Here is a 25,763-nt window from a genome sequence, read left to right as displayed (position 1 = left end):
GGCTCAGGCGCGCGGCCGATAGCGTTCGGCGGCGTGCGCCTGCCGGATGTCGGACATCAGGCCCAGACGCGCGCTTTCCAGCGAGTCCCAGCGCCCGGCCACATGCAGCGGCGGGATGGTGACGAGTTCGCGGCGATCAAAGCCCGCCAGCGCGGCATCGACCAATTCGCCCACCTCCATCGACTCGGCGAGCGTATCGATGTCGATACCGGCGCGTTCCCAGATCTCCGTGCGCGTCGCGGCAGGCAGCACCGCCTGCACATAGACGCCGCTGGGCGCCAGTTCGACGTTCAATCCCTGCGACAGGAACAGCACAAAGGCCTTCGAGGCACCGTAGATCGACATGCCGAACTCGGGCGCAAAGCCCACCACCGAGCCGATATTGACGATGGCGCCGCCCCCCGATCGGACAAAGCGCGGCGCGACGGCCGCCGCCAGCCGGGTGGGCGCCCTCGCGTTCAGGGCGATCAGCTGGTCGATGGCGTCGGCGCTCTGGTGCACGAAGCTGCCCGACTGCGCCATGCCGGCGTTGTTGATCAGGATGCCTATCTGATCGTCATCGCGCAGCCTGGCTTCGACACGGGCCAGGTCTGCCGCCTGGGTCAGGTCCGCCTGCAAGACGTCGACCTTTACGCCTGCATCTTGCTGCAGCCGCGCGGCCAGGGCCTGCATGCGCGCCAGGTCGCGCGCAACCAGGACGAGATTGTGGCCGCGGCGGGCGAAGCGCTCGGCATAAGTGGCGCCGATGCCGGAAGAGGCGCCGGTGATGAGAACGGTGGGAAGCGAAGTCATGGGTGTATTCCTTTGCAGAAGGGTCCGGGTGCGAAAAGCGGCCGGCGCCGCTTCAGGCGGCCAGGGTCGGGTAGTCGGTGTATCCCGCGGCGCCGCCCCCATAGAGCGTGGCGACGTCCGGTCGGGCCAGCGGCGCCCCCGCCTTCAGGCGTTCGACCAGATCGGGATTGCTGATGAACGGGCGGCCGAACGCGAAAAGATCCGCACGGCCCGCGTTCAGCGATTGGGTTGCCAGTTCCAGGTCATAGCCGTTGTTGGCCAGATAGGCTTGTCCGAACCGCTGCCGCAGCGCGTCATAGTCGAACGGCGCGACATCGCGCGGGCCGCCCGTCGCGCCCTCGACCACGTGCAGGTAAACAATGCCCAGCCCACTGAGCTGCCCGACGATGTAGTCGTATTGCGCCTGGGGATCGGAGCAGGAGATGCCGTTGGCCGGCGACACGGGCGAAATCCGCACGCCGGTGCGATCGGCGCCAATTTCCTGCGCCACCGCGGCGACGACCTCCAGCAGCAGGCGCGCGCGGTTCTCGATGGTGCCGCCGTAGGCGTCGGTGCGCCGGTTGGCCCCATCCTTGATGAACTGCTCCAGCAGATAGCCGTTCGCGCCGTGGACCTCGACGCCATCAAAGCCCGCCGCCATGGCGTTGGCTGCGGCCTGACGGAAATCGTTGACGATGCCCGGCAGTTCATCGAGTTCGAGGGCGCGCGGCTGCGACACCTCGGCAAACGCATTGTTGACGAAGGTTTTCGTCTCCGCGCGAATCGCGGACGGCGCGACCGGCGCGGCGCCGCCCGGCTGCAGATCGACATGCGAGACGCGGCCGACGTGCCAGAGCTGGACGAAGATGCGTCCCCCCTTGGCATGCACCGCGTCGGTGACCTTGCGCCAGCCGGCGATCTGCTCCGGGGTGTACAGGCCCGGGGTGTCCTGGTAGCCCTGCGCCTGGGCCGACACCTGCGTCGCCTCCGTGATGATGAGGCCGGCCGATGCCCGCTGCGCGTAGTAGGTCGCGGCCAGCTCGCCGGGCACCAGCCCGGCGCCAGCGCGATTGCGGGTCAGCGGCGCCATGACGATGCGATTCGCAAGCGTCAGCCCGCCCAGGACATAGGACTCGAACAGTGTGTGGTGGCTCATGTGCAACCCTTCAGGAATGAAATCGGGCTCAATGATGACGACCATCATCTAAACTGTCAACGGTTTTGATGATGACCGTCATCAATGTATGATGCAAGCCTTCTTCGACAGGTATTCAGCGTGGTCACACCATGAAGATCACCCGGGCACAGGCACAGGCGAACCGCCAGCACGTCGTCGAAACAGCATCCAGGCTGTTTCGGGAACGCGGCTACGACGGCGTCGGCGTCGCCGATCTGATGGCCGCCGCCGGTTTCACCCACGGCGGCTTCTATAAGCAATTCCGCTCCAAATCCGACCTGATGGCCGAAGCGGCCGCCTGCGGCATCGCGCAGACGGTGGCGCTGAGCAAAGACGCGGACCTGGCGGCATTTGTGGAGTCGTACCTGTCCCGCGAGCACCGCGACGGCCGCGCCACCGGGTGCACGATGGCGGCGTTGGGCGCCGATGCGGCGCGCCAGCCGCCCGCCGTCCGCGCAACGTTCGCGGCCGGCATAGAGGGGCTGTTGACCGCGCTGGTCCCGGAAAGCGCGGCGTCGGACCCGGCGCAGGCGCGCGCCCGGATCCTCGACCGGATGGCGCACCTGGTCGGCGCCATCGTCCTGTCGCGCTCCTGCCCGGACGATTCCCCCCTGGCCGACGAGATCCTGGCGGCTTGCCGCGAGAGCCTGCTGGCGTCAATCAGCCCGCCGGCGGCAGCGAACGACACCGCGCCCGCCGACCGGCATGACGCCGCGCCATGACGCGATAGCCCGTTTCAGGCCGGCGCCGACGATTCGTTGACGATCGTCAACGTCGGCCATCCTGGCAGATCTACGCTTGCCCTACTCGTCCGCTCAGTGCGCGGAGGAGTCCAGGAATATCAACCATGGGGAGAATGACCATGAAGATGCGCAGATTGGCCGGACTTGCACTCGCCGCCGCGATGGTTCCCGTTTTGGCGCCAGCCGCCCCGCCTACAGAGCCATCGGCTGCCTCGCCCGCAGCGGCGCCGCCGTCGCAAGAGAGTGTCGAGCAGTTTGACAAGCAGGCGGCGCAGATCCGGGAGAACCTGGAAAAGATGCAGGCCACGATGGGCCAGATCCAGAAATCCACCGACCCCGCCGAACGCCAGAAGCTCCTGCGCGAACACCAGGAGTTGATGCAGAAGAACATGGGCATGATGAACCAGATGTGGGGCAGCGGCGCAATGGGTTGCTGCGCCATGGCGGGCGGCGGCGGGCGTCAACATCGCGGCGGACCCATGATGGGGTGGAACGCCATGCGGGGAAATTATTCGAATCTGAATCCCGAACAGGTCAGGGAACGCCAGTACATGCGGGATCAGTACATGGGCATGCAGCAAATGATGATGGAACAAATGCTGCAGCAGCAGATCTACCGGAGCGGTCCGCCGCGTTGACCCCGACGCGGGCGGCCCGGGCGCGCCGCCGCGCCCGGGCAGGACGGTACACTGTGCGCTCACTGGCCCCAGAGCGCTTCCTGTCCAACCGTGTCCACCGCCCCAAGTACCTCCGCTGCCGCACCCGTCTCCCCCATCGCCCGCGAGGACGGGGTGGACGAACGCCTGTTCGTGGCGTCGGTGGAAAAGGCGATGCGCGTGCTCGAAAGCTTTGATCGCGACAACCAGCCGCTGTCGATTCTGGAACTCAACGACCGCACCGGACTGGGCCGCAGCGCGACCCAGCGCTTCGTCTACACCTTGCACCGGCTGGGCTACCTGCAGCGGCTGGCGGGCGCCAAGACCTATCGCCTGTCGGCCAAGCTGGTCGGTCTGGCCGGCACCACGCTGGGCGGAAACGCGCCCCTGCAACATGCCTGGCCGAACCTGGTCGAACTGGCGCGCGAAACCGGCGAGTCGATTTCGTGGGTGGAGCTCGACGGCGACGACATCATCGTCCTGGGCAACATCCCCAGCGTGCACCCGGTGTCGGTGAACCTGCCGGTGGGCAGCCGCTTCGCGGCCATGCCGGCCTCGTCGGGACAGGTGCTGCTGGCCCATCTACCCGACGCCACGCTGCGCGCGCGGATCGCCGCCATGCCTGCCAGCGTACGCGCCCGGTTCGGCGATCGCGACGACGACGAGATCCTGAGCTTCTTCACCAAGGCCCGGGCGCAGGGCCATTCGATGACCGAGAAGAACCTGGGCCAAGGCAGCGTGTCGATCTCCGTGCCGGTCGTCGACGGCCGCGGCCAGACCATCGCCGCCATCAATCTTTCCACGCTGGCCGCGCGCCACGACGCGCACGCCGTGCGCACCCGCCTGCTTCCCCTCGTCATCCAGACCGCGCGCGACCTCATCGCGGCGTAACCCTCCCCCCCCCCTCTTTTAAGAAAATTGCATGGCAATTTAATTGCCATGGCTTGCGCGTCCCCTACGGGAAAGCCCTCGCTTGTTCGTCCAAAAATCCGGCGTATGATCCATAAAAATTAAATAGTAATTTTATAACTTACTATGCAATTACACCTGCCGACGGCGGCAGATGCTTTCGTAAAGGACGAACACCATGGACTTCATCAAGTTGGAACGCGTTGGCAACGTGACCGTGCTGACGTTGAATCGGCCCGATTGCCTCAATGCCTGGCATACGGCAATGCGTGCCGAGATCATGCAGGTGCTGCGCGAGGCCGCGACGGATCCGGACGTGGGCGCGCTGGTGATGACCGGCGCCGGCGACCGCGCCTTCTGCGCAGGCCAGGACCTGAACGAGGCGCGCGATTTCGACGGCGCCCGCGCCGAAACGTGGATCGGCGAATGGGAGACCTATTACCACCTGCTGCGCAGCTTCCCGAAGCCGCTGGTCATGGCGCTCAATGGCACGGCCGCGGGTTCGGCCTTCCAGGTGGCGCTGCTCGGCGACATCCGGGTGGCGCACGAGGGCGTGAAAATGGGGCAGCCCGAGATCAACGCCGGCATCGCCAGCGTCACCGGTCCGTGGATCATGCGCGAGATGCTGGGCCTGTCGCGCACCATCGAGCTCACGCTGACCGGCCGCATGATGGATGCGCGCGAATGCCACCAACTGGGCCTGATTCACCACCTGGTCGCGGCCGACGAGGTGCGTGCGCGCGCGCTGGAGATCGCGGCCCAACTGGCGGCCAAGCCGCCCGTGGCGTTGCGCCTGGACAAGCAGCGCTTCCAGGAAATGACCGAGGCCGGCTTTCGCGACGCCATGCAGGCCGCCGCGCGGCTGCACCACGAATCGTACGAGAGCGGAGAACCCGCCCGCATGATGCAGGCCTTCTTTGCCGAGCGCGAACAGCGCCGCCCCGCCGCCCGCTGACGTGGCCGCGCCTTTGGATTCTTCGACCGCTTTCGGCATCATGACCTCAGACACCCATATCGATATCCCGCCGGTCTCCGACGAAACGCTCGCGCAGCTCATCGCGCGCCGCGCCGCCGAGGCGCCGGACGAGGTGTATTGCCTCTTCAATGACGAGCCCCTCACGCTGGCCATGCTGCACCAGCGCGTGCTGCGCCTGGCCAACCTGCTGTGGCGCGAGGGCCTGCGCCCCGGCGACCGCGTGGCGCTGATGCTGCCCAGCCACCCCGACCATATCGTCGCCATCTTCGCGCTGGCGGCGCTGGGCCTGGTGCGGGTGCCGGTGAACGTGCACCTGAAGGGCGCGTCGCTCACGCATCTGTTCGAGCACCTGGCGCCGCGCGCCCTCATCGCCGACGCGGAACACGCCGACGCGCTGGCGCCCGAGCTGCACCGGCTGGACGTCGTGCTGTGGCGCGGCGGACAAGGCCCTGACGGCGATGCGGGCCGCGCATTCGAGCGCTATCTCGACACGCCGGCCGACCCGTTGCCGGTCTCGCCCGGTCCTGACGACATCCTTGCGCTCACGCCCAGCTCGGGCACGACGGGCGCGCCCAAGGGCGTGTTGAAATCCGACCGCACCCTGCGCGCCGGCCCGCTGGCGATCCTGCGGCTGACCGGCGCCGCGCCCGGCAACGTGTTCCTGTTGTGGGAATCCCTGCACCATGGCGCCGGCGTCGCGGTGATCATCTCGGCGCTGCTGGGCGGAACCCGCCTCGCGATGGTCGAACGCTTCAGCGCATCGCGCTTCTGGGACGACGCCCGCCGCTACGGCGTGACGCATATCCACTATCTGGGCACCGTGATTCCGATGCTGCTCAAGCAGCCCCCGCGTCCGGACGACCGCGACCACGGCGTGCGCATCGCCTGGGGCGGCGGCTGCCCGCCGGAGCTGTGGCAGGCGTTCTCGCAACGCTTTGGCGTGGAGATGCGCGAGGGTTACGGCCTGTCGGAACTGATCACCTTCGTCACCGTCAACCCGGCCGGCCCCGCGGGCTCCGTGGGCAAGCCGCTCGATTACTACGACGTGCGGCTCACCGGCGACGACGGCGAACCCGTGCCCGTCGGCGAAAGCGGCGAAATCACCGTGCGCGCACACGTGCCCGGCCTGGGGTTCCTCGGCTACTTCCGCAACCCCGACGCCGAGCGCGACGCCCGGCGCGGCGAGTGGTTCTGCACCGGCGACCTCGCACGCCAGGATGAACAGGGCTTTCTCTACTACGCCGGCCGCAAGAAGGACATGCTGCGCCGGCGCGGCATCAATATCTCGGCCTGGGAGGTCGAGCGCGTGATTGCCGAGCATCCCGACATCGAAGAGACCGCCCTGGTGGCCGTGCCCAGCGACCTGGGCGAGGACGAGCTCAAGCTGTTCGTGCGCTTGCGCGAGGGCCGCTCGCTCGCGCCGCTCGACCTCATCCGCTGGAGCGAACCACGCCTGCCGTACTACCAGATCCCGCGCTTCGTGGCGTTCATCGACGAATTTCCAAAGACGCCGACGCAGCGGATCCAGAAAAAGGAACTGTCGCGCCAGACCGCCGGCGTGTGGGATCTGCAGACCTCGGGCTACCGGGTCGGCAAATAACGTACAACCACTGCAGTTCAACGGACACATCAGAATCCGCGGACGACAACGCGCCGCATCAAGGGGAAGTCTATGAACACCATTTTCAATCGGAAGCCGCGCTGGGCCGCAAGGTTCGCGGCGGGCGCAATCAGTTTGGGCCTGGGCATGGGGCTGGGCCTGACGGCATCGCCGGCGCAAGCCGAGTATCCCGAACGCCCGATCACGCTGATCGTGCCGTTCGCGCCCGGCGGCGCGGTCGACGTCGTCGGCCGCATCCTCGCCACGGCGATGGGCGAGCAGCTCGGCCAGACCGTCGTGGTCGAGAACAAGGCGGGCGCCAGCGGCAACATCGGCGCGCAGCAGGTGCGGCGCGCCAAGGCCGACGGCTACACGCTGCTGATGGCGCCCACCACGTCGTATGTGCTGAACAGCCGGCTGATGGGCAAGGACGTCGTGGGTTTCGATCTGCTCAAGGATTTCCGCTCAGTGGGCGTGGTGGGCGAGCTTCCCGTCGTGCTGGTGGCAAACCAGGGCATGGGCGTGAAGACCCTGGCCGAACTGGTCAGCAAGGTGCGGTCGGCGCCGGGCGAGTTCGCCTACGGTTCCTCGGGGCCGGGCACGTTGGAGCATGCCGTCGCCGAGATGTTCCGCCTGCGCGAAAAACTCGAGCTGCTGCACGTCCCGTATCGCGGCGCCGCGCCCGCCATGGTCGACCTGCTGGCCGGCCAGGTGCAGATGATGTTCGCCACGGCCCCCACGGCGCTGGCCAACCTGCCCGGCGGCCGCATCGTTCCGGTGGGCGTGGCCTCGCGCAACCGGCTGGCCTCGCTGCCCGACACGCCGACCCTGATCGAACAAGGGCTGCCGGACTTCACCGCGTCGTCGGTCTACGCCATTCTCGTGTCGCGCAACACGCCCGAGCCCGTCGTGCAGGCGCTCAATGGCGCGCTCAAGCGGCTGAACGAAGGGCCGGCGCTGGCCGAGAAACTGCGGCTGCAAGGGGTGGTGCCGGTCTACACCGACACCGCCCGGGCCGACGCGGCGCTGCGGGCCGAGGTCGAGAAATGGAACAGCGTGGTCGATGCCACGCACATCACGCTGAATTGATACGCCGCGAGCCCGGCACAGGAGACTGCATTGGCATCTGAAATTCGTCTGGAAAGCCGTGACGCCGGCCGCGTGGCCGTCGTCACGATCGATCGGCCGCACCGGCGCAATGCCTGCGACCTGGCGGCCTGGCGCGACCTGCGCGACATCTTCCGCGGCTTTGCGCAAGACCGCGGATTGCGGCTGGCGGTGCTGACCGGCGCCCAGGGCCACTTCTGCGCGGGCGACGACATCCTCGCGTTTCGCGAGGCGCTGTCCGACCCGGCGCGCGCCGACGCCTATCGCGCGGTAATCCAGGAGTGCTTTGCGGCCGTGCAGGCCGCGCCGGTGCCGGTGATCGCGGCGATGCGCGGCGTGTGCGTGGGCGGCGGCGCGAGCCTGGCGCTGTGCTGCGACTTCCGCGTGGGCGACGGCAGCGCGCGGGTCAGCGTGCCGGTGGCGCGCCTGGGCCTGGTCTACCCCACCGTCCAGCTCCAGCGCCTGTCCCAGCTCATCGGCGTGAGCCAGACCCGCCGCTGGCTCTACACCGGGGAGTTCGTGGACGCCGCCGCGGCGCACCAGGCAGGCTTCATCGATGCCCTCCACGACGATCCGGTGGCCGGCGCGCTAGCCTTCGGGGCGGACATGATGGACAACGCGCCGCTTTCGATTGCCGGCAGCAAGCTCCAGCTCAACGCGATCTCGGCGGGCACGCTGGTCGAAGACGCGGCGCGCATCCAGGCGCTGTCCGACCAGGCCAATCAGAGCGAGGACTATCGCAACGCCGCGACCGCCTTCGCTGAAAAGCGCAAGCCGGTGTTCGTTGGGCGTTGAGGCCCGGGATTCGCCCCTGCCTCCCGGCGAATCCCGAATAGTGGAACGCCGGACCGGCCGGGCGCGTCGACCAGGCTTTTTATCCCGCAGTTCGCCGTATTGCACTGCAACATGATGTGCTGTAGTTCACGCGTGGAGGACGCATTCCGCGGCCTCGTCGCGTGACCATCATGTCCAAACTCAGAAATCTCTCTCTCCGGGGCAGCCTGACCGCGCTGGTGCTCTTCTTCACCGCCACGCTGGTCGTGGTGGGCGCCATCGCCATGCAGCAGCTTTGGAGCATCAGCCAGAAGCAGCGCGCCATGTACACGGAAACCGTCATGCCGCTGCGCGTCGTCGTCGACGCCGCCCGGCAGGGCGCCACGCACTTCCGGCGCATGTACGTCTACATCTGGAATACCGATCCGAAAGGCCGCCAGAACGAACTTCGCCTGAACGAAGATTCCGAAAAGTCCGTGCTGCAAGCGCGCGACCGCCTGCAGCAGGAGCAGGACCCGACGCTGCGCGCGTTGGGCGGCAAGCTGGCCGACACCTGGACCCGCTACAAGTCGGCCGTGGACAACGTGAAAGGCCTTGCCGACCGCAACGACCCGACCGCGATGGCCGTGCTGCACAAGGACTCGGCAGAGCTGCACGTCGCCGTGCGCAACCTCCTGATGGAAGCGGCCAAGCGGCAGGAAGAGCTGGCCAGGCTGGACACCGAAGACGCCGCGGCATCGGTCGAACGCACGTTCTGGACGCTGACGGCACTGATCGTCCTGTGCGCCTTGATCGGCGGCGTCCTGGGCCTGGTCCTGGTGCGGTCCGTGATGCGCCGCCTGGGCGGCGAGCCGGCCTACGCCGCCCACATCGCCCAGGAAGTCGCCAAGGGCAACCTGGCCGTGCGCGTGCAGCGCCGCGATGGCGACCAGACCAGCGTGCTGGCCAACATGGAAGCCATGCGCGCCAACCTGGCGCGCCTGGTGAGCCAGGTGCGCCAGTCCAGCGAGTCGATCGCCACGGGCGCCACCCAGATCACCTCCGGCAACAGCGACCTCAGCCAGCGCACGGAAGAACAGGCCGCCAACGTCGAAGAAACGGCGGCCTCGATGGAAGAGATGAATGCCGCGGTCAAGCAGAACCTTGAATCCGTGCAGATGGCCGCAAGCCTGGCCGGGTCCGCCAGCGCGGCGGCCGCGCGCGGCGGCGAGGTCGTCGGCAACGTGGTCAGCACCATGGACGCCATCTCCGCCAGCTCGCGCAAGATCGTCGACATCATCGCCGTCATCGACTCGATCGCCTTTCAGACCAACATCCTCGCCCTGAACGCGGCGGTGGAGGCGGCCCGCGCGGGCGAACAGGGCCGGGGCTTTGCCGTCGTGGCCAGCGAAGTACGCGCGCTCGCCCAGCGCAGCGCGGGCGCCGCCAAGGAAATCAAGCAACTGATCAGCGACAGCGTGGGCAACGTCGAAGCCGGCTCCACCCTGGTCGGCGAGGCCGGAAACACCATGAACGACATCGTGACGCAGGTGCGCCGCGTTGCCGACCTGATCGCCGAGATCGGCGCCGCGGCCCACGAGCAGGGACAAGGCATCTCGCAAGTCGGCGATGCCATCAACCAGCTCGACCAGACCACCCAGCAGAACGCCGCGCTGGTGGAAGAGTCGGCCGCCGCGGCCCACAGCCTGAACGGGCAGGCCGCGACGCTGGTGCAATTGGTCAGCGTGTTCCGCCTGGCCGACGACGGCGCCTTCCGCCCCGTGGCGCAGGCACAGCCGCAGGTACAGGCACAGCCGCGCCCAAGTATCGCGACCCCTCGCGAGGCCCAGCCCGTGAAATCGCAGCCCGTGCACCCGCAGGTCGCAAAGCCGCTGCGCGCCTTGGCCAAGCCGGCACCCACCCGAGCCGCCGCCGCCGAAAAGCCCGCCCAAGCCCGCCGCGCGTACCCCAAGCCCGCGCCCGCCACGACCGCCCCGCTGCGGGTTCCGGGCGATCGCAAGCCCGCGCAGCCGAACGACGATTGGGAAAGCTTTTAAGCAATGAAGGTTGACGCGGCGCGCGGCGTGCTCAGTCCACACCGCGCGCCGCGGCCATTCGCGCCACGTCGAGCACCGGCATCACGATGCGCTCCAGCGACCGCCTTCGCTGAAAAACGCAAGCCGGTGTTCGTTGGGCGTTGAACGGCAGACTCAGCGCTGGCCGGGAGGCCGCACGCCCAGCGCGCGCATCCAAGGCATGTCGGGCAGGCCCTGCACGGGCGCCATGCCCGGCAGGGGCAGGCCGACAGGATTGAGCGCGGCGTCCTGCAGCACCCTGGCCCATTCCTGCGGGTCTATGGGTTCTCCCATGCGCGCGCGCACGTCCAGCAGATCCAGCGCGGCCCGCCGGTGGCCCGCCTCGGCCGCGTCGCGGAACAGGCGTTCGGCCTCGGCATAGTTCCTGGGCACGCCCCGGCCCATGCCGGTCAGCTCGCCCAGATAGGTCTGCGCGGGCGCGAACCCTTGATCGGCGGCGCGCCGATACCAGCGGGCGGCGACCGGGTAGTTCTTCTCTACATACTCGCCGTTCTCGGCGATCAAGCCCAGGGTGGTCATGGCGACCACATCGCCCGCCTTGGCGCGCGCCTGCAACGACGCCAATCGCGGCTCGTCCACATATTGCGCGCCCCGCTCGATTTCGTATTCCCATGCGCTCATGCGCGCCTTGATCAGATCGCGGCCCAGCGTGGGCGACGGGCCGCGTCCCGCCTGGCCCGGCTTTTCTCCGGGCTTCGCGGGCGTTGTGCCGTCGGCCAGCGTCGTGAAGGTAACGGTGCCGACCAGGCTGCTGGCGTAGTGGGGAATCTGACGGTAGGCGGTGGCCACCTGCACGTCGGCGGTCAGTTGCTTGAAGAAGCTCTCCACCGGGGCGGAGCCGGGCAACGCGCGCAGCCCCTGCGCGAAGTAATACGCATAGGGGCTGTGACGCGGCCCATCGTTGCCAAATCCGTCTTCCGCGGTAGCGCCGGGCTGCGTCGAGAAGGCGATCAGCTCTCCGCCCGCGGGCACGGCGTGGACGAGGCCGGCGGCGGCCGCACCCCGGGTCAGGTTCGTGCGGCAGGCGTCAAGCACCATCAGGCGGGCACGGACGTTCGCGCGCCGCAACGCCTGCGACACGCGCCTGAGGCTCAGCGAGCTCTGCTGCGCCGTGCGGATGCGTACTTCGCCCAGCGGCAAGGGCAGGTCCACGCCAAACAGATAGTTCACGTCATCCACGGCGACGGCGTGTCCGGCGAAATACACCAAGGCCAGGTCCCCGCCCGTGGCACGCGCCGCGAAGTCATCGACGGCGGTTTCCATCTGCGCGGTAGTCAGGTCCGTGAGCAAGGTCACGTCGAAGCTGCGCTGGCGCAGCGAATCGGCGATCAGCCGGGCGTCGTTGACCGGGTTGACGAGCGCGTTGGCCGGGATGGCGTAGCGCGCGTTGCCGATCACCAGCGCATAACGGCGCCTGGCGGGCGACGCAGTGGTTGCCGCCACAGCCGCATCGTCCCCGGGCGTCGGCGCAGGGGCCGTTGAGGTGAGCGCCTCGGTGGGCGCCGGATCCGGATCGGCCATGTTTCTTGTGTTGAGTCCCCTCGCATTTGCTCCCGCCGCGCGCAAGGCCGCCGGGTGCGCTGCCCACAGGCTCGCGCCGATCAGCGCCGTCAACAATCGCCGCCGCATGGGTGGACACGTTGGTGCATGCGCCACGCCGGCGCCCGCAGGATTGTTCAAGGACTTCATGCGAGGCCTCAAGGTTTGGGACAAGCGCCGGCTGGCGCGGCCGTGGCGGACAAGGCGCCCAGCGCCGCGGCGGCGTCGCGCAGCGATGACTCGCGCGCCGCGGCCAGGACGTAATGGCCGTCCGCATCGGGACCGTCGACGATGGACACGGCGTACTGGGACAAGGTGTTGCGCAGTTGCCGGGCCGTCAGCGTATCGGGCAGATCCACCACCAGCCGAGGGCAGGACGCGCCGCCACGCGTCAGCACGCCGTCCGGCGCGGCGATGCCCGGCGCATCCGTCGGCGCTTGCTGGACCACCATGACGGACAGCATGATCGCCAGCGCCCAACCCAGCGGCATCAAGGGGCTGGCGGGCGTCGGCCATAGCCATTGCCACAGCCGGCGCGCGCGGGACATCGGCGCGCGCACCGCCCGCGGACGTTGCGCCAGCGCGCGCAGAAAGGCGGCATCGCGCTCGGCCTGGCCGATCTCGTTGTGGGCCAACTGGCGCGCCTGGGCCAGATCGCGCCACGCATCGAGCTCGGCCCGCAACGCGGGGTCGCGCGCGAGTTCAGCTTCGAAGGCGCGGCGGGCCGGGGCATCAAGCTCTCCCGACAGATAGGACAGCACTCGGTCTTCAGGCATGATCAGTCCATTCCTTTGCGCGTGCATTCCGTCACCAGCTTGCGCGCGGCGTGCAGGCGGCTTTTCACGGTAGGCACGTGCAGGTCCTGCTGCCTGGCGATCTGTTCCATCGGCATGTCGTCCAGGTACAGGAACATCGTGGCGCGCAGGGTGTCGCTGAGCTTATTGAGGCATTCGCGCATGCGCTTGACGATAGATAGATGCTCGTAGGCGTGCGCGGGATCGGCAAAGCGGGAGGGGTCGCCCACGTTCCGGATGTCGTCGAACGCCGTGTCATCGTGCTCGCTGCCGTCCTCGGGATAGGTCCATTGCACTTCGTGCCGCGTGCGGCGATGCATCTGGATCAGCTCGTGCAGCGACCCGCGATACAAGTAGCCGCCCAGCGTGCCGACGGCCAGTTCGTGCGCCGTCCATCCGCCCTCGGGCTGACCCTGCTTGAACCCCTCATCCTTGAACGTGCGCGTGTGCAAGAACTTCATGAGCGCATTGTTGAACGCATCCACCACGCCATCGGGCGACGCGTTGAAGAATTTCCTGCGCAATTTCAGCGTGATGTGCTGCTCGGCCTTGTTGCGAAACGCCAGCGCGTAGTGGGGGTCGGCATGCATGATGCGCAGCAACGCGTCAACGTTTTCAATGACGTAGCGCTTGGAATCGAGCGAGTTCATGGTTCAGATTCTAGATGTCGAACTGGACGCGGAACGTCAGCCCACCGGCGGCACCAGCCGCAACCCGGCAAAATGCGGGCTGCGGCACATTAGCCGTGCAGGGGCGGAAAATCAAGCGCGGCGGCGCAGCACGGCGATGCCGCGGACAGTGAATGCGACGGCGATGGCCAAGGACAGATAGAAGCCAAACCCGAACGACAGGCTGTCCCACAGATTGGACGCCATGTCTCCCGCCAGGCTGCGACTGGACCGCGAATTGCCCATGAAGCCCGCAAACTGGCGCGTGGCGTTCATGAGCTCGCGTACCTGCGACACCACGCCGGCCAGCGCAATGGCCCACAGCGCGAGGGGCGCAAAGTAGCCCAGGCGCGCGGCGCGATGGGTGAGCAGCGAGGGCAGCAAAGGCCCCGCCACGGCCAGCAGCCACAGCAGTGCATAAATGCCCGCGCCCGAATCTCGGCCCGCCATCGCGCCTTGCATGCTGCCGCCGTTCTGCAAACGCAACAGGTCGTAGAAGCTCAGGCTTGCATTCGACCCCATCATGCTTAGCGAGACCACGGCAAACACCGTAGTGGCCAAAAGGAACAGCAGCGCGCCCACGGCGTCGCCACGATGGACGCGCCGGGCCGCGATGCCCGCCCACCGCGCCGCATGGGTCCTGGCCTGCGTCAATACGTCCTGTGCTTTGCCTTGCATGGTCTTTCCTTGTCTGGTTGTGGCGGGATGCCGGTATTCATGGCTACGCATGGCGGCCGAAAAGGTTCGTTTTTTTTCGGGCGTTTTTCGGGCGATTGTTTTTTTCCCGATGGGTTTATGCTTCAGCGCGACTTTTTTTCGAACTTTTCCCGAGGTGGCGCGTAGCAACAATCAAGGGCGCGGCTTTTCCGCCCCGCTTGCCGACAAAGCCCGGCATGCCCCACTGACTGAAAAGTCCCACTGACCAAGAACGGAGCGTTCAATAATGTCCACCCCCACCCCGCTGGCCGCCCTGTACCAAACCGTGGTGCAAGAAGAACTGGGCCTGGTCGCCCGCTTTGACGATGAAGGCGATGTGGTCTTCAAGTATCCCGACCTGGGCATCATGTACTTCAGCCTCAGCGATTCGGATCCGGAATTCCTGCGTTTGGTCTACCCAAGCTTCGTGCAGGCCGACGAACTGGGTTTGACCCGCGAACAACTGCTGGAGGTGATCAACACCGTCAACAACCGCTGCAAGGCGATCAAGCTGACGCTGTCGCAAGACAGCGCAGAACGGGCCGGGCGTTTGTCGGCCTCGGTGGAAAGCTTTGTGGCCGGGCCCAACACCCTGCCGGATGCCGCCCAGCTCCGCGCCATCGTCGAGCGCTGCGTGTCCGCCGTGCGCCACGGCGCGCGCGAACTGATCAAGCTGGCGATGGAACTGAAGCAGCCCGCCAGCTAAGTGCGGCTGTCCGGCGGCCTGACACGGCCGACCGGGCCTGCGCAATTGAAACAACCCTGGTCCTGCCTTGTAACTTTGCGATACATTGCAGGGCTTTGACGGAAACGGCGCCTCGCCGCGCCTGGTTTCCCGCCTTCCCCATGATGTCAATGCGCCTGCCCGTATCCTGTTCGTCGATCCTTCGCCTTATCACCGGTTTGCTGCTCCTTGCCGGGCTGTCTGCCTGCGCGGTCAAGACCAATTCCCGCGGCAACTTCGTCTATGGCGTGGATACCGCCGCCCTGTTTGGCACCGAGATCAGCCAGTTTCCCCTGCAGGACGGGGGGACCGGCACGCTGCGCCGCGAGGGCAAGAACTTCTCGGTGAAGCTATCGGGCAACCAGCGGGTGGTGCCCTTGAACAACGTGGAGTCCGCACGGATCGCGCGCACAGAAAACGTGGGGCCGCGCACCGTGGTCGTCATCGAAACGCAGCGCCGCAACTGCGACTACCGCTATACGGTGCTGGCCATCGAAGGCTCCGACGTGCTGTCGTGGGACCTGGGCAATTGCCGGGACCGGCCGGCGGTGCTGGTCCAGGACGACCGCAGCGCCATGACCCTGGACTTTCCCAAGGGCGCCAGGATCGAACGGTTCACCTACACGCAAGACGGCCGGATGCGCCGGGGCGATGTGAAGACGGTCGCGGGCATGAATCCGCGCGCCAAGCCGTTCGCCGATGAATCGCTGTACCCGCCCGGGTATCAGGAGTCGTTGCGCCTGTATGGGGTCTACCCGCCGCCCGCGGCGCCGGCGGCTCGCTCCGGCAGGTCGGGCCGGCCCGGCCGCAGCGCCTCGCCCGATACGGTGCAGACCCGGGCGTCCGGCGGCAATGCATCCGGTGGTCGCGCTGTTGCTCCGCCACCGCAGCGCGCGCCCGCGAGCGGCGCGCCCACTGCGGCGGCCGGCAGCTCGCCACGCACGGGCGCGGCATCGCGCGCGCCGGCCAAGCTGGACCTGCCCGACGAGGAAATCACCTCGACGCGCCTGGACCTGAGGGATTGACCGTGCGGCAAGCCCAGATTCGCCAGATCATCTTCCTGATCGTACTGACGGTCATCTACCTCGCTTTCGAACTCGGCTTCAATGCCCGCCTGCTCGATGTGGTGGGCAGCCGCGCCACGCCGCACGATATCGAAGAACTGGAATTCTTCGGCCGAACCCTGTCCGGCATCGCCGCCGCGCTGGTGGTGCTGCAGCTGATGTGGACCCGTCGGCTCGCCACGGGCGGCCGCCCCTCCACCCTGAAGATCGCCGTCGCTTGTGTCGTAACGGCACTCCTTGTCTTCAGCGCCATCAAGCTGCTGGTGAACGTGCTCGTCGATACACGCGATGGCGAGTTCCGCCGCATCGCCACCAACGCCGGCTTGCTGCAACGGTCGCTGGTGCAGGGCGACCTGCAACTGGACGGGCTGGTGGACGACGACGACATCTACGCCCGCCCCGAGGGCAAGGCGTTCCTGGCCGTGTTCCAGGTGCTGCTGTCCAACATCGACAACCTGGACGAAAAAGTCGAACCGAAGAAGCGGCAGGTCATCCGCACCGATCTGCAGCGCCAGATGAAGACGTTTACCTTCGATGGCCGCGAAGTCCGCATGACTGCCCCTGGCATACGCGGTTATCACCAGGTCTACACCAGCGTGATGGGTTCCGTGGCCGAGCGCTGGAAGAAATATGCGGGTGTGCCGGTGGCGTCGGACATCGGCCTGGCGCGCGAACAGGATCGCGCCTGGGGTGATTACCGCCGCAGCCTGTCGCGCCGCGGCTGGACCCCCGACAACGTGCCGGCGCGCTACAAGGGCCGCGTGGTACAGGACGTGCGCAAGCGCATTCCCGTGCCCGGCGACTGGCAACCGCATGACCGCGCCACCTTCAATGAGGCGGTGGCGCAGCAGTACTGGAGGACCATGCGCAGCCGTACGGTGCATGTCGAGGGCGACGCCATCCCGCCCGGCCTGGCGTACGAAGACTTCGTCGCGCGCCCTGGCGTCCAGAAGCTGCTGCGCCAGGCCTTGATGGTGCCGGCCACGATGAACGTTGCGCCCAACTACACGGATGTGGCCGGCTTCAAGCGGCTTTATGAAGGCATGCTGGACCGGGCCGTGGACGAAGCCCTGCCCCGCTTTTCCGCCAGCAGCGCGGACTTCGGGCGCGGCGGACTGCACAACAAGCTGGGGGAGGACGCCGCGCGCGCAGCGATCGTGCCGCCGGTCGCGCTGCTGTTTTCGCTATTGGGCGCGGTGGGCCACTTCGCCAAGCTGCTCTACCTGATCGCCAAGCTCGTCGTCTGGCTGCGCACGCCGGCGGGCCAGCAGCCGGGGCGCACCGCCACGCGCGCGGCGGGCCTGGCGCTGGTGTTGACGCTGGCCTGCGTCTGGACGGCGTTCTCCTTCATGCAGAACGGCGTGACGCGAAGCGAACTCTTCCAGCAGATGTCGCGCGTGGAAGGCGGCAGCGAAGACGAGTCCATCGGCCAGGCGCTGCGGCGGCGCGTGCTGGCCAACGTGGCCCATGTGGTCGTGGTGGGGCAGGCCTACACCTACCCCTTCAACGAGGCCGTGCGTACGCGCGTGCTGGGCGGCATCAAATACGGGTATCACGGCGATGCGGGCTAGTGCGAAAAAGCAGCAGCGCTGGCGCATCAGCCAGACACTGCGCGCCCTAGGGTGAAACCACCTCCAACGCGTTGACGTAGACGTAGCGGCCGGCGCGACCCACGTCGATCTCGCCGGTAATACGAACGGTGGTGCCATACTCCTTGTTTGCATTGGCACGACATGGCTCGCCCGGGCGGAGGAACTAGAATCTCCCCTCCACGTTCCCATCCAGGGCGGCCTTAATGGCGGCCGTTGTCATCTCCATGGATCACAAGCCCGCATCGTCCCATCCAAAGGCAGGCTCGCCGCTTTCCCTTTCCGAGGCCTTGCAACAGGCTCACGCGCACTGGAACGCCGGACAGGCAAACCAGGCCGAGATTCTGTGCCGCCGCATTCTCGCGGCGGCACCCGGACAGGCCGATGCCTCGCACCTCCTGGGCCTGATCGCGCACAGCTACGGCAAGCCCGCGCTCGCGCTCGATCTGCTACGCCAGGCATGCCGGCCCAGCGCCGCGCCCGCGGTCTATTTCGGCAATCTGGCCGAGATCTGCCGTCAGCAGGGCCTGCTCGCCGAGGGCGAGGCCGCCGCGCGGCAGGCCACGCAACGTGATCCCGGGCTGGTAATGGCGTGGAACAACCTTGGGATCATCCTGCAGGAGGCCGGGCATTTCGCAGACAGCATCGGTTGCCTGGAGCGGGTGGTGGCAACGCATCCGGACAATCCAGAGGCGCGCAACAACCTCGGCAACTCGTACGTGGGCATGAAGCGCCTGCATGAAGCCCGCGAGCAATACTTCCAGGCCCTGGCGATGCGGGGCGACTACGCGGAAGCCCACAGCAACCTCGCTTTCGTGCTCGGCGAACTGGGCGAATATGACGCGGCGGCAAGCGCCGCGCTACGCGCCATCGAATGCAGCCCGCGCCTGGCCAACGCCTATCTCAATCTCGCCGGTATCGAAGCGGCGCGATCCCGGCCGCACGAGGCGCTGCGCTGGATCGAGGCCTTGCTGGCCTTCGCGCCGGCCCACCCCAAAGCGCTGGAACTCCGGACCCGCTTGCGGCCGGAGGGCGAACCACCGAATGCCGCCGCCCGGTCGACGCTCCCGGCCGCTTCGCGCGCCGCGCGGGCCGAGCAAGACGCGCAACCCGCGGCGGATTCCCTCCCACAGGACCCGCAAGACCCGCAAGACCCGCAAAAATTGGCGCGCCACGCCAGCGGCCTGCTGACGCAACGGCAGTACGCCGAAGCCGAACGCCTGCTCCGCGCCGGCATCGACCCGCGCGGCGCACCCTCCGTGCTGTGGCGCCTTCTCGGCTTGGCGTTGAAGTACCAAGGACGGGTCAAGGAGGCGGCCGAAATCCAGGAGATGATCGCCACGGCCATGCCGGGCGACCTGTCCGCGCGCTTCGACCTGGCCGAGACGCGCTTGCTGCAAGGCGATTTTGAACGCGGCTGGCCGGAATACCGATGGCGCTACAGCCTTTCCCACACGGTCGCGATGGACCGCAAGGTCCAGCGGCCGCGCTGGAGCGGGGGCCGCATTGCGGGCCGGACGCTACTCATCCATGACGAACAAGGCTACGGCGACACGCTGCAATTCATACGCCTGGTCAGTGCGGCCCGGGACCGCAGCGGCGCTCGTGTCGTGCTGGAAGTGCATCCCGACCTGCTGCCGATCGCCCAGCGACTCGTCGGCTCGGACGCCTTCCCGCGCGGCCAGGTCCCGCCGCCGTTCGACGAGCACTGCGAGTTGATGTCCCTGCCCATGGCGATTGGCCTGCGCATGGCCGACCTGCCTTGCCAGGTCGCCTACCTGTCGGCCGATGAGGCCCGGGTGGAGAAATGGCGGCAGCGGCTTGCCCGCTTGCCGCGGCCCTGGGTGGCGCTGGCCTGGGCCGGCAGACCCACGCACTCCAACGACGCCAACCGCTCTCTTGCCCTGGCGGACCTGGCGCCGCTCGCCTTGCCCGGCATAACGTATCTCGCCATCCAGAAAGGCCCTGCCGCAGCCCAGGCTGCCGCGGCGCCGCCCGGAATGAACATCGTGCCGCTGGACACGGAGATCGCCGATTTCGAGGACACCGCAGCCATCCTGTCCTTGGCCGACCTGCTCATCTCGGTCGACTCGTCACCCGTGCATCTGGCGGGCGGGTTGAATCGCCCCGCCTGGGTGATGCTGCCCTTCCTGCCCGACTGGCGCTGGTTGTTGCACCGGTCCGACACGCCCTGGTATCCGTCGCTGCGGCTATTCCGCCAGCACACGCCAGGCGATTGGAAGACGGTCCTGCACGACGTCAGCCAGGCGCTGGCAAAGCGCTTTCCGGGGTCCGAGGCCTGAACAGCAGGGTTCAGCCGCTGGCCAAGCCGGCGCGTCGACCGCGCCAAGCGAATTTAAGGCCCGTATTTCCCCCTTGTTGCACGCTTTGAAGATGCGCCTTCGCCGGTAATTTGCAGGGTGAGGTCGTGCGCCCACCGAATGGCCACCAGTCTGACCTCGTACCCTGGCGCCTGCCGCGTGGATCGCCCATTGCTTCTCCGGTCGCCGCCTGATATCCCATGACATCGTCCCAGGCGGGAGCTTGACTTGAAGCTGAAAAACCGAAAAAAACGTACCAACTTCTTTTCCATGGCCTCCGCGCGGGGCGGCTCGACGGCGGTCCCTGCCCGATCGATGCAACTTCTGTCGGGTGTTTCTCTCGTGGCCGCCAGCCTGCTTCCCGGCATGGCCCATGCAGCGGCGTGCGTCGCTGTTGACTTCCCGGGCGACACGACCGTCGTAGGCGAAGTCAATTGCATCGATTGGACGCAAAGTAACCTTAAGGTCATCAGCATCGGCACCATTTCCGGCGAAAACATCGGTTTGCACGCCTCCATCACCAACCCCGGCACCACGCTGGAGAACTTCGGCACCATCGTTGGCACGCTGGCCGGCCTGCAGAACGACGCCATTTTGTATGAAGTGACCAACAGCAATTTGCTCTCATCCACCGGAACGGGCGTCACCGTAGCGGGCATCGTGAACTCCAGCGGCGCAATCATCACCCGCGTGGTCAACACCACCGGCGCCACCCTCTCCGGGGCGCGAGCCGGCATTTTCAACACGGGCACCATCGCCGCGCTCAGCAATTCCGGGATGATCTCCAGCAACAGTACCTTCGGAGGGACTATTGCGGCGATCTGGAACGACGGCGGAACGATCACCAGCTTGACCAACTACGGCACCTTGCAAAGCGCCAAAATCGGCGGCTTGCTTCAGGGTTTCGGTGTGGTCACCGAAAACGGCGCCATCGAAACGCTGGAGAACACCGGGACCATCGTGGGCCAGCTAGGCTTGCTGGCGCAGGACAACGGGCGGGTGGGCACGCTCACCAATTCCGGGACCATCTCGGGCGACATTGCAGGCATCTTCATGGATACCAGCACGGTCGGCACCATCACCAACACGGGCCTGATCGTGGGCGCGCCCAGCAGTGCCATGGGCGGGTCGTTCGATGCCGGCATCTACCTTTCGCGCGCCAGCACCGTGAGCCTGCTCGACAATAGCGGCACCATCACGGGCCGGAGCGCGGCGATCCAGATCGATGGCGACAGCGCGATCGGTACGATCGCCAACAGCGGTCTCATCGCGGGCGACCTGACCTCCGCCAGCACCATCCCTCTCGCCATCGCAGGCGGCAGCGGCACCGTCGTCGGCACCCTCACCGGCGCGAGCGGCGGCCTGGGCGTGGCCGACAAAGGCCTCATCAAGGTGACGGGCGCGGACCTGGTGTTTTCGGGCGGCAACCTGCTGCTGAACGACGACATCGCCGCGGTGGGCCGTTCCGTCATCAACAACGGCGCCACCCTTCAGTTCAACAACCCCGTCACGGTGACGGGCAGCTACACCCAGACCGGTGGCGGACTGACGTTCAACGTCGCCAATCCCTCCAGCTATGGCTACCTGGCGGTAAATGGCACCGCCGCGATCAGCAATGCCGCGATCAGCCTGAACGGTACCGGATTGGCGGAGGGCCAGACCTATGCGGTCGTGCGACCGACGGGCTCCGGCACGTACAGCAACAACACGGCCTTCGTCTCCACCAACAATGGCCTGCTTGCGCGCCTGAGCGACGTGAACGGCGAGCTGATCGTGACATTGGCCCCCGACGCCAGCCGCCACTATTGGGATGGCGCCAATACCGTCGCCGACGGCACGATTGCCGGCGGCTCCGGCACCTGGACGGCGAACGGCACCAACTGGACCACGACCGACGGCACGCGCAACGGCACGCTCGACCAGACCGACGTGCGCCCCGTGTTCGGCGCGGCCGCGGGCACCGTGACGGTGGATACCAGCCATGGTCCGATAAATGTCAGCGGCATGCAGTTTTCCACCGATGGCTACCGTGTGACGGGTGGCGCCATCGGCCTGTCGGCAGCCACTTCCGCCATCGAAGTCGATGCCAACGCCACGGCCATCATTGATTCGGAACTCAAGGGTAGCGGCGCGCTGGCCAAGACCGGCAGCGGCATGTTGATCCTGAACGGCGTGAATACCTACTCGGGCGGCACGTCGGTGCACGCCGGCACGCTCGAAATCGGCGACGCCGACCATCCCACCGCCAGCATCCTGGGCGACGTGGCGGTCGGCAGCGCCGGCACACTGCGCGGGCATGGCTCCATCGCCGGCAATGTCACCAACGACGGCATCGTGCGCCCGGGCGGTTCCATCGGCACATTGACGATCAACGGCAACTACACGCAGTCTTCCTCCGGCACCCTGTTCGTCGACGTCAGCCCTTCCACCGCCTCGCAACTGAAGGTGGGCGGCACCGCGACGCTGGGCGGCACCTTGAACCTGCTTTATGGCCCCGGCACCTACAGCGCGGCGTCCTACCGCATCGTTGACGCGGCGAACGTCAACGGCCAGTTCGCTACCGTAACCAGCAACGCGCCGGCCAATCTGGCGCAGAGCGTGCAGAACCTGGCCGACGGCAGCACGCTCAACCTGGCCGCCGACAACACCGGCGGCGGCGACAGCGACGGCAGCGGCGGCAGTGGCGGCAGTGGCGGCAGCGACGACAGCGGCGGCGGCAGCGTCGTCATCGCCCCCACCAACGCTACGATCTTCGGCGCCGTCGCCTCGGCCGCCATCCGTGAAGGCCAACGCGTGAACGACACGTTGCTCTCGCGCCTGGGTCAGGATTGCGCCGAGTCCTCGACTGCGGCCAATTGCGCGCGCCCCAGCCGCCAGGCCTGGGCCCAGGTCGTCTCCAACACCGCGCACGTGCGTGGCGACGACAACGCCCCCAGCTACAAGGACAGCCATTACGGCTTCCTGGCTGGCCTGGACCAGCAGGTCGGCGCCTGGACGCTGGGTATCGCCGGCGGCTACAGCCATGTCGACGTCACCGAAGATGAGGCCAGCGGCAAGATCGACACCCTGCGCATCGCCGGCTACGGCAGCCGCCGCGTTGGCGCCGTGAACATCGCCGCGACGGTGGGCGCAGCCTACGACTTCCTCAAGTCGCGTCGTTCTTTTGCCGGTCTTGGCAGCGCACGCGGGGACTCCGCCGGTCAGGAAATCACCGCTGGCCTGCAAGCCAGCCTGCCCCTGGCCGCCGGCCCGCTGACGGTCACGCCGCGTCTCGGCCTGCGCTACCAGTACTTCCATGCAGAGGGCTTCGGCGAAACGGGACCGACCAGCCAGAACCTGGATGTCGACGCGAAGGACTTCAACAGCCTGCAGCCCTATGCGCAGCTGGTCGTGGGCATCCCCTTCAGCATGAAGGCGGACAAGCTCGCCGTCGTTGAAGCTCGCGTCGGATACGCCTACGAAACGCTGGACACCAACCGCGGCTTTCGCGCAACGGCGAGCGACGGCACGGGCTTCACGCTGCCCGGCGTGGCGCCCACGCGCGGCATGTTCTCGGCGGGTCTGGGCATGACGCTGCCCATCAGCAAGGCGATGGATCTGACCGCTAGCTACGACCGCCTGTTCGACACGGGCAACGTGTCGGCGCAAGCATTCCAGCTACAGGCGACGTACAGGTTCTGAAGCGGCCGCCGTCTTTCGACGTTGACCCCAAGCCCCCCGCAGCCCGGGCGTTCACTCCCGATCCTTACAGGGAAGACCGCCCGGCGCTGCCGGGCGCATCACCCCACTTTTCCGCTCAGGCGTCTCGCCGCCTGCAAGACCGCCTCAAGGTGCGCATGCCGATGCCGATGCACCGGCGCGGTCAGCGTCACCGCAGCGGCGACGCCCCCGTCCGCCAGGAACACCGGCGCGGAAATGCCCGCCACTTCCGCCAGGCGATCCCCGACCGCGACGATGTAGCCATCGGCCCGGATACGGGCGTACAAGGCCTGGTCGGCCCCCGGGGCGACACCCAGCACCGGGTCAAACGCGGTCAGCACCCGCCCCCCCGTTCCCCGGTCCAGTGGCAGCAGGTCGCCAGCGCGGATGTGGTCGCGCACCGGGTGCGGAGAATCCACGCGGTACAGGCATAGCCGCGCATCGCCCTGGCGCACGTGATAGGCGGCGCTTTCGCCGGTTGCCGCAACCAGGTCGCGCAGCACCGGCATCACGATGCGCTCCAGAGAGAAAGACGCGGCATAAAGCCCGTGCAGGCGCGCGATCTCGGGGCCCAGCGCAAAGCGGCCGTCCTCGAGCCGCTGCACCCAGCCGGCATGCATCAATGACGCCAGCAGCCGCAGCACCGTGCTTTTGTACAACTGTGTGCGCTCGGCAAGCTCAATCAGCGACAGCGAGGCATCCCCCTCGCCAAACACCGACATCAGGCTCAACGCCCGATCCACCGCGGCCACGCCGCCCTCTGCGGCATCGCGGTCAGCCAGTGATTCCGTCGCGGCTTTACGCGGCATGGTGGCTCCTGCATTCCATCTATTAGAACGTTGCATTTTAGGCGGCGCTTGACAACCGCTTTGCGCCTGCTGCATCATTTCAACTTATAGAACTGCATTCTATAAGATAGAACGCATCATACGGAGACACACCCATGCCACCCTGCCCTTTCGTCCTCATCAGTGAAGTGGGTCCGCGCGACGGCCTGCAATCGGTCAAGGCCACGATGCCGACCGAGGCGAAGTGCCGCTGGATCGACGCGCTGGTGGCCGCGGGTGTGCGCGAAATCGAAGTGGCCTCGTTCGTGCCGCCCAGACTGTTGCCGCAGATGGCGGACGCCGCCGACGTCGTGCGCCATGCCTTGACCCATCCCGGCCTGACTGTCATGGCCCTGGTGCCCAACCTGCGTGGCGCCCAGGCCGCGTTGAACGCCGGCGTGCACAAGCTGACCATGCCCGTGTCCGCCAGCCGCGCCCATTCGCTCGCGAACGTGCGCAAGACGCCGGAAGAGATGGTCGAGGAAGTCCGCGCCATAGCCCGGCTGCGCGACGAGATGGCGCCCAGCGTGAAACTGGAGGCGGGCATTTCGACCGCCTTCGGCTGCACGCTGCAGGGCGACGTTGCCGAGGACGACGTGATCCGCCTGGCGGTGCAATGCATCGCCGCCGGCGCCGATGAGTCCGGCCTGTCCGACACGGTGGGTTACGCCAACCCCGCCCAGGTGCGCCAGCGCTTTCGCCGCCTGCGCGAGGAATTGGGCGAGCACGCCGGCGCGGCCCATCTGCACAACACGCGTGGACTGGGACTGGCCAATTGCCTGGCGGCTTACGACGAAGGCGTGCGCACTTTCGACAGTTCGCTGGGCGGGCTGGGCGGATGCCCTTACGCGCCCGGCGCTTCGGGCAACGTGGTCACCGAAGACCTCGTCTTCATGTTCGAGGCCATGGCCATCGACACCGGCATCGACCTGACGGCCCTGTTTGCCGCGCGAGCGCCGCTGGCGGCCGGCCTGCCCGGCGAACCGCTCTACGGCATGACGCCGGACGCGGGCCTGCCCCGGAATTTCGCGCCCGCGCACTGAACCAGGACATC

Annotated in this window: 21 protein-coding genes; 14 read left to right on the top strand and 7 right to left on the bottom strand. The window is 67.3% G+C overall.

Annotated features, from left to right (window positions below; all coding sequences use genetic code 11):
* Positions 1-3 precede the first annotated feature (3 nt).
* Both ACZ50Q_RS05405 and ACZ50Q_RS05400 read right to left on the bottom strand, forming a co-directional pair.
* Entirely contained in the window at positions 4-792 is a 789-nt protein-coding gene (locus tag ACZ50Q_RS05405; protein WP_464080815.1) for an SDR family NAD(P)-dependent oxidoreductase, read from the bottom strand.
* Between the two features lie 52 nt (positions 793-844).
* Positions 845-1,927 carry an alkene reductase gene (locus tag ACZ50Q_RS05400; protein WP_092580802.1) on the bottom strand — a complete coding sequence of 361 codons (1,083 nt, stop codon included), beginning with the start codon at positions 1,925-1,927 and terminating at the stop codon, positions 845-847.
* A 131-nt stretch (positions 1,928-2,058) separates the two neighbouring features.
* Between ACZ50Q_RS05400 and ACZ50Q_RS05395 the strand changes: the two genes are divergently transcribed.
* The 8 genes from ACZ50Q_RS05395 (at position 2,059) to ACZ50Q_RS05360 (ending at position 10,749) form a co-directional block, all read left to right on the top strand.
* Positions 2,059-2,670 carry a TetR/AcrR family transcriptional regulator gene (locus tag ACZ50Q_RS05395; RefSeq protein ID WP_464080814.1) on the top strand — a complete coding sequence of 204 codons (612 nt, stop codon included), beginning with the start codon at positions 2,059-2,061 and terminating at the stop codon, positions 2,668-2,670.
* 140 nt (positions 2,671-2,810) lie between these two features.
* A complete protein-coding gene (locus tag ACZ50Q_RS05390) occupies positions 2,811-3,329 on the top strand; it encodes a hypothetical protein (protein ID WP_464080813.1) in 519 nt (172 codons plus the stop codon).
* 90 nt (positions 3,330-3,419) lie between these two features.
* Entirely contained in the window at positions 3,420-4,238 is an 819-nt protein-coding gene (locus ACZ50Q_RS05385) for an IclR family transcriptional regulator (protein WP_464080812.1), read from the top strand.
* A gap of 196 nt (positions 4,239-4,434) precedes the next feature.
* Complete coding sequence (locus ACZ50Q_RS05380; protein ID WP_464080811.1) at positions 4,435-5,211, top strand: enoyl-CoA hydratase/isomerase family protein; 777 nt, start codon at positions 4,435-4,437, stop codon at positions 5,209-5,211.
* Between the two features lie 40 nt (positions 5,212-5,251).
* Positions 5,252-6,832, top strand: a complete 1,581-nt coding sequence (locus ACZ50Q_RS05375) for an AMP-binding protein (protein ID WP_464080810.1) — start codon at positions 5,252-5,254, stop codon at positions 6,830-6,832.
* 72 nt (positions 6,833-6,904) lie between these two features.
* Positions 6,905-7,921, top strand: a complete 1,017-nt coding sequence (locus tag ACZ50Q_RS05370) for a Bug family tripartite tricarboxylate transporter substrate binding protein (RefSeq protein ID WP_092580571.1) — start codon at positions 6,905-6,907, stop codon at positions 7,919-7,921.
* Positions 7,922-7,951: 30 nt separating this feature from the next.
* On the top strand, positions 7,952-8,734 hold the full coding sequence (locus ACZ50Q_RS05365) for an enoyl-CoA hydratase/isomerase family protein (RefSeq protein ID WP_092580569.1): 783 nt from the start codon (positions 7,952-7,954) through the stop codon (positions 8,732-8,734).
* 170 nt (positions 8,735-8,904) lie between these two features.
* Positions 8,905-10,749, top strand: coding sequence for a methyl-accepting chemotaxis protein (locus tag ACZ50Q_RS05360; RefSeq protein WP_464080809.1), 1,845 nt, complete (start codon positions 8,905-8,907; stop codon positions 10,747-10,749).
* Positions 10,750-10,902: 153 nt separating this feature from the next.
* On the opposite strand, the gene ACZ50Q_RS05355 is transcribed toward ACZ50Q_RS05360, so the two are convergent.
* The 4 genes from ACZ50Q_RS05355 to ACZ50Q_RS05340 form a co-directional block, all read right to left on the bottom strand.
* Positions 10,903-12,231, bottom strand: coding sequence for a caspase family protein (locus ACZ50Q_RS05355; protein ID WP_464080808.1), 1,329 nt, complete (start codon positions 12,229-12,231; stop codon positions 10,903-10,905).
* A gap of 254 nt (positions 12,232-12,485) precedes the next feature.
* Positions 12,486-13,103, bottom strand: coding sequence for a hypothetical protein (locus tag ACZ50Q_RS05350; protein WP_464080807.1), 618 nt, complete (start codon positions 13,101-13,103; stop codon positions 12,486-12,488).
* Positions 13,104-13,105: 2 nt separating this feature from the next.
* Entirely contained in the window at positions 13,106-13,771 is a 666-nt protein-coding gene (locus tag ACZ50Q_RS05345; RefSeq protein ID WP_464080806.1) for an RNA polymerase sigma factor, read from the bottom strand.
* Between the two features lie 111 nt (positions 13,772-13,882).
* Complete coding sequence (locus ACZ50Q_RS05340; RefSeq protein ID WP_092580561.1) at positions 13,883-14,467, bottom strand: hypothetical protein; 585 nt, start codon at positions 14,465-14,467, stop codon at positions 13,883-13,885.
* A gap of 265 nt (positions 14,468-14,732) precedes the next feature.
* Here ACZ50Q_RS05340 and ACZ50Q_RS05335 point away from each other — a divergent pair, with 265 nt between their 5' ends.
* The 5 genes from ACZ50Q_RS05335 to ACZ50Q_RS05315 all read left to right on the top strand — a co-directional run bounded on the left by ACZ50Q_RS05335 (position 14,733) and on the right by ACZ50Q_RS05315 (position 23,864).
* Complete coding sequence (locus ACZ50Q_RS05335; protein ID WP_464080805.1) at positions 14,733-15,191, top strand: hypothetical protein; 459 nt, start codon at positions 14,733-14,735, stop codon at positions 15,189-15,191.
* A 149-nt stretch (positions 15,192-15,340) separates the two neighbouring features.
* A complete protein-coding gene (locus ACZ50Q_RS05330; protein ID WP_464080804.1) occupies positions 15,341-16,234 on the top strand; it encodes a hypothetical protein in 894 nt (297 codons plus the stop codon).
* 2 nt (positions 16,235-16,236) lie between these two features.
* Positions 16,237-17,844, top strand: a complete 1,608-nt coding sequence (locus tag ACZ50Q_RS05325; protein ID WP_464080803.1) for a hypothetical protein — start codon at positions 16,237-16,239, stop codon at positions 17,842-17,844.
* Between the two features lie 245 nt (positions 17,845-18,089).
* Positions 18,090-20,165, top strand: a complete 2,076-nt coding sequence (locus tag ACZ50Q_RS05320) for a tetratricopeptide repeat protein (RefSeq protein WP_464080802.1) — start codon at positions 18,090-18,092, stop codon at positions 20,163-20,165.
* Between the two features lie 333 nt (positions 20,166-20,498).
* Positions 20,499-23,864: an autotransporter outer membrane beta-barrel domain-containing protein gene (locus tag ACZ50Q_RS05315; protein WP_464080801.1), complete on the top strand. Its 3,366-nt coding sequence runs from the start codon at positions 20,499-20,501 to the stop codon at positions 23,862-23,864.
* A gap of 98 nt (positions 23,865-23,962) precedes the next feature.
* Here ACZ50Q_RS05315 and ACZ50Q_RS05310 read toward each other — a convergent pair whose 3' ends face one another.
* Complete coding sequence (locus tag ACZ50Q_RS05310; RefSeq protein ID WP_092580553.1) at positions 23,963-24,691, bottom strand: IclR family transcriptional regulator; 729 nt, start codon at positions 24,689-24,691, stop codon at positions 23,963-23,965.
* Positions 24,692-24,825: 134 nt separating this feature from the next.
* Between ACZ50Q_RS05310 and ACZ50Q_RS05305 the strand changes: the two genes are divergently transcribed.
* Positions 24,826-25,752, top strand: a complete 927-nt coding sequence (locus tag ACZ50Q_RS05305) for a hydroxymethylglutaryl-CoA lyase (protein ID WP_464080800.1) — start codon at positions 24,826-24,828, stop codon at positions 25,750-25,752.
* The last annotated feature ends 11 nt before the right edge of the window (positions 25,753-25,763 follow it).

Source organism: Achromobacter sp. T5-5 (assembly GCF_055397965.1).
The sequence above is the reverse complement of the archived record's forward strand: the minus strand, read 5'-3'. Positions and strand labels throughout refer to the sequence as shown.

What these genes read in the sequence shown, in the direction of transcription:
- ACZ50Q_RS05390 (WP_464080813.1), top strand. Translation starts at nt 2,811, where the DNA reads ATGAAGATGCGCAGATTGGCCGGACTTGCACTCGCCGCCGCGATGGTT.
- ACZ50Q_RS05340 (WP_092580561.1), bottom strand. Translation starts at nt 14,467, where the DNA reads ATGCAAGGCAAAGCACAGGACGTATTGACGCAGGCCAGGACCCATGCG.
- ACZ50Q_RS05375 (WP_464080810.1), top strand. Translation starts at nt 5,252, where the DNA reads ATGACCTCAGACACCCATATCGATATCCCGCCGGTCTCCGACGAAACG.
- ACZ50Q_RS05305 (WP_464080800.1), top strand. Translation starts at nt 24,826, where the DNA reads ATGCCACCCTGCCCTTTCGTCCTCATCAGTGAAGTGGGTCCGCGCGAC.
- ACZ50Q_RS05330 (WP_464080804.1), top strand. Translation starts at nt 15,341, where the DNA reads ATGCGCCTGCCCGTATCCTGTTCGTCGATCCTTCGCCTTATCACCGGT.
- ACZ50Q_RS05345 (WP_464080806.1), bottom strand. Translation starts at nt 13,771, where the DNA reads ATGAACTCGCTCGATTCCAAGCGCTACGTCATTGAAAACGTTGACGCG.
- ACZ50Q_RS05395 (WP_464080814.1), top strand. Translation starts at nt 2,059, where the DNA reads ATGAAGATCACCCGGGCACAGGCACAGGCGAACCGCCAGCACGTCGTC.
- ACZ50Q_RS05320 (WP_464080802.1), top strand. Translation starts at nt 18,090, where the DNA reads ATGGATCACAAGCCCGCATCGTCCCATCCAAAGGCAGGCTCGCCGCTT.
- ACZ50Q_RS05315 (WP_464080801.1), top strand. Translation starts at nt 20,499, where the DNA reads ATGCAACTTCTGTCGGGTGTTTCTCTCGTGGCCGCCAGCCTGCTTCCC.
- ACZ50Q_RS05370 (WP_092580571.1), top strand. Translation starts at nt 6,905, where the DNA reads ATGAACACCATTTTCAATCGGAAGCCGCGCTGGGCCGCAAGGTTCGCG.
- ACZ50Q_RS05335 (WP_464080805.1), top strand. Translation starts at nt 14,733, where the DNA reads ATGTCCACCCCCACCCCGCTGGCCGCCCTGTACCAAACCGTGGTGCAA.
- ACZ50Q_RS05350 (WP_464080807.1), bottom strand. Translation starts at nt 13,103, where the DNA reads ATGCCTGAAGACCGAGTGCTGTCCTATCTGTCGGGAGAGCTTGATGCC.
- ACZ50Q_RS05380 (WP_464080811.1), top strand. Translation starts at nt 4,435, where the DNA reads ATGGACTTCATCAAGTTGGAACGCGTTGGCAACGTGACCGTGCTGACG.
- ACZ50Q_RS05360 (WP_464080809.1), top strand. Translation starts at nt 8,905, where the DNA reads ATGTCCAAACTCAGAAATCTCTCTCTCCGGGGCAGCCTGACCGCGCTG.
- ACZ50Q_RS05405 (WP_464080815.1), bottom strand. Translation starts at nt 792, where the DNA reads ATGACTTCGCTTCCCACCGTTCTCATCACCGGCGCCTCTTCCGGCATC.
- ACZ50Q_RS05310 (WP_092580553.1), bottom strand. Translation starts at nt 24,691, where the DNA reads ATGCCGCGTAAAGCCGCGACGGAATCACTGGCTGACCGCGATGCCGCA.
- ACZ50Q_RS05400 (WP_092580802.1), bottom strand. Translation starts at nt 1,927, where the DNA reads ATGAGCCACCACACACTGTTCGAGTCCTATGTCCTGGGCGGGCTGACG.